At 40.9% G+C, this 3,597-nt stretch carries 3 protein-coding genes; all 3 read left to right on the top strand.

All coding sequences use genetic code 11. The features are described 5' to 3' along the window. Positions 1-12 precede the first annotated feature (12 nt). The 3 genes from NWE95_05975 to NWE95_05965 all read left to right on the top strand — a co-directional run bounded on the left by NWE95_05975 (position 13) and on the right by NWE95_05965 (position 2,525). The gene (locus NWE95_05975) at positions 13-117 is read left to right on the top strand and encodes a hypothetical protein (GenBank protein MCW4003441.1); all 105 of its coding nucleotides are present in this window, start codon (positions 13-15) and stop codon (positions 115-117) included. A 127-nt stretch (positions 118-244) separates the two neighbouring features. Then, a complete protein-coding gene (locus NWE95_05970; GenBank protein ID MCW4003440.1) occupies positions 245-1,498 on the top strand; it encodes a site-specific integrase in 1,254 nt (417 codons plus the stop codon). Between the two features lie 235 nt (positions 1,499-1,733). Then, positions 1,734-2,525, top strand: a complete 792-nt coding sequence (locus NWE95_05965; protein ID MCW4003439.1) for a hypothetical protein — start codon at positions 1,734-1,736, stop codon at positions 2,523-2,525. Positions 2,526-3,597 lie beyond the last annotated feature (1,072 nt).

The following is a 3,597-nucleotide window of genomic DNA, read 5'->3' as shown; positions in this document are numbered from 1 at the left end:
AGAGGCTACGAGATAAGTGCTGATGCAATAGAGAACCCAAAATCCGTGATTTATGAGCAAGCAGAAAACAGGCTTTATTCAGCCAAAGCGATATTGCTGAAGTTGCTGTGCGCTTAAGCGCTCGGAAATGACTATAGCCCCCTTATTTATGGAAAGGCTGTAATTAACGCTTTATCTTTGCGGGGAGTTTTGGCGTTTTGAACGTAAGGCTTTTAGGGCTTAAAACGCATGGAGATGTGATGAAATGAAGAAAATATTTGAGAATTCGTATGAGCAGGATGAGTTTTTCAGGAAATGGCTAATTGGGCTTAGCCCCAGAACCAAAGAGAACTACTGCACGGAATACCATGAATGGCACACTTTCATAGGCATGACGCCGACAGAGCTGATAAAGAAGCGCATGCACGATTTGACAACTGAGAACTTAAGCGAAAGACTGTTTTTTGAAAACAAGTTCCGAGAATACAAAGAATACCTTGAGCAGCGCGGAAACCTAAAGCCCTTAAGCGTTAAGACTAAGCTTAGGACTGTTGCGAGTTTCTTTTCGAGAAATGGTTTGCCTTTGGCGCTTAAGCGTGGAGACTGGGAAAGCACCCAAGAACAGCCAGTAATCCAAAGATGGAAAATTACACGCGAAGAAGTTAAAGCGCTGTATGCTCATGGCAACTTGAGAGACAGAGCCTTGTTGCTTGTGTTAGCGCAGTCAGGCTTCAGCGAAGCAGATGTTAGCAACCTCAAAATAGAAAGCTTAAAGGGGATCTATGAACAGCCAGAAACAGAGCATTACTTCATTGAGAAGCCACGCGAAAAGACAGGCGAGACACAGACTACATGCTTAAGCTATGAGGCTGTACACGACATTAAAGCATTACTTCAGGAACGGGGAAACCCAATTCAAGGCTACTTATTCGTGAGCACAACCAGAGGCAAAGGCGATAAGCTGGAAGTAAGAACCATCAACCAAACCATGAAGAGTTTGGCGGAGAAAACCTTCGGCGCTGAAAAAGCCAAAGATTTCAAAACCAAAGCTTTAAGAAGCTTCTACAATAGCGCCTTGCTTAGGGCAGAAATCCAAAGCGAAATTAAGGATTTGATGATGGGGCATGCTCGGCAGTCGGCAAGGAAGCATTATGATTATGATGAAATCACTATTAAGGAGGCTTATCAGCGAGCGTTTGAACACTTGAGCATTAATGGCATGCAGATTAGAGCAGACCTCAAGAAAGTCATGGCAACGCTAAAGGGGCTTACGGACACAAACGTGATTATCCAGAAGCAGCTTGAAGCCAAAGACCAAGAACTGCAAACAATCAAAGATGAGCTTAAAGCTTTAGACAGCTTAGTTAAGCAAGTCACCGCTTCGGACTATTATAAAGAGATGGCTGAGGGAGTTCTTGAAAAACTTGCCGTGAAGCTGATGAGTGACTCACAGTTTGCCGAGAAATTCCTCAAAGAAGCGGAAAAGTTAAAGTCAGGCGTTCTGAAAGGCAAAGGCTAATAGGTGTCGAGAACCAGCCTTAGGGTAGGTAAAAAAGTAATTTTAGGACTCCATCTTCTAATGTTGCTTGCTAGTTATAAGTTTTATTTGATTTAACATGTTCTTTAACAACCCTTTTTTAATTTCTAAACGGTGTTTCTTAGAAAATTTTATTAATCTGGTAAACGGGTGCTTATATTAGGGGATAAAAATGCTAAAAAAAATACTTGCACTGATGGTAATTAGTCTGTTTTTAATGTCAATAATGCCGATCCTGTCTACTGAAGCACAAACTCAAAATCCAGTCAAGGTTACCCAAGAAATCGTTCCAGAAGCAACTTCTTTCGATGTTTCCGATAATACTGTAAGCATCAAATTAAACTCAAATGATGATGTAATAAAGACTGCTAAGGGCAAACCAGCCCCTGCTCCAAAATCTTATGCGTTAACTTTAGAAATTGATTACATACAAGGGCATATGCCAACAGATTCAGTTTTAAATTACATGACAGCATACTACGCACAACAAAACATTAAGCTAACGATAAAAGTAGACCAAATGGTTCCTTACGAAGACAAGTTTGCTAATGGTATTTCCGATGCAGAGTTCTGGGAGATTCAAATCAATTATAACCAAGGAGATGATTTCGCTATTAATGCGAATGACGGGAAGTATACTCTTCCAGAGAAATGGGTTTTGTATGGAACAACTGTTGAAGGGTCTGACTCTGTTGTGGGTTATACTTACTGTATCGGTTCTAGAACCGACCTTGTAGCTGGAAATTACATATTCATTGCCGATAAGCTTGCTGATGACTGGGCCACCCAACGAGGAATTCAAACATACGGCGCGGAAGCTGTTGTACTTATGCACGAATTTGGTCACTCAATAGGAATCTGTGTTGTACGAGCTGGAAGCGAAGTATACTGTAGCGATTACTACTGTGTAATGTCGTATCTTCGTCCAGAGAACGCAGGCAATTTAGACAAGTGGTATTACTGCAGTAACCATTGGAAAACAAAGAACATAGACTACTATGTAGTCTAAAATTCCTTCCTTTATATTTTTAAGGAATTAGTTCTTAGTGAAGTTTAGAGTTGCAAAAAAGAGTTTGTGTGGGGTGCAAAACTCAACCCTTGTGGTTGATGTCTGCGGTGGCATATTTCCTAAAAACGGCTTCAGCTTTCAAGAGCTTCTTTGAGAAACAACTAATAGGTTTCGAGAACCAGCCAGCAGCCTTGTACTTTCCAGCGCCTCTTTTTTCGCTTTGCCATTTTTTCCAATTTTTTGTAAGGCACGCTGCTTATGTCGTAACCGCGCTTTCCCCTTTTTCTAATCTTGAGCATTATGTTTATGCAATTTACCCCCGTGATAACAGTAAATTAATGCACAAAAAGTAATTAAAGCTATCTGCACCAATATTTGCGTTATTGAGCTATGAAAAGAGCGTTATTTGCCTTGATTTATCCCTTGATTTACACTTTCCATACCGTTCACTTCTGACTATATATTATCAAGTTAAGTATGTGCGCCTTCGCTTCGCTCGGCGCACCGTACGCTGCGTGCAAGCCAAACGATCCGCATGTCGGTCTTTGTTAGCCTCTGCACCCTGCGGGGAAGCCTGCACAGCTCTTGTGGACTCTCAAAAGCCTCCCTTTCCATGCTGTTTCGTTCAGTCTCGCATACAGTTGAGGCATCTCCCAGTTCTCTGAGGCCTCTAAGGACGGAATTTAGGAATTAGAAGGATATAGGAGCGGATATAATCCCGCAAGTTTAGTTATAAGTAGATGATAACTTGCTCGCCCACTCTAAAAAGAGAATTGCGTTACATGAACCAAGAGTGCCAACAATTGAACTTCCAAGAATGATTTTATAAGCAACTTCCACACATGATTCCTAAACCCTAAAGCACCGTGTTTGAAACGCTAAAATCCACAACCCCTCAAAATAAGGATGTTTAGAACAGCTTTTCCATATATAGAGGTGAAGTTTATGTGGAGTTTTGCTTTTTCATGAAATTGCAGAAGTGTATGGAGTTAATTGAGTGAAATTGCTATTTTGCAATTGAATTTGATGTTTTGTCAGTGTTATAAATGGGTTTGACAGTTTATTGTTATTT

The sequence above is a fragment of the Candidatus Bathyarchaeota archaeon genome, assembly GCA_026014725.1.
Taxonomy (GTDB): domain Archaea; phylum Thermoproteota; class Bathyarchaeia; order Bathyarchaeales; family Bathycorpusculaceae; genus Bathycorpusculum.
This window is presented reverse-complemented; position numbering and strand designations above follow the sequence as displayed.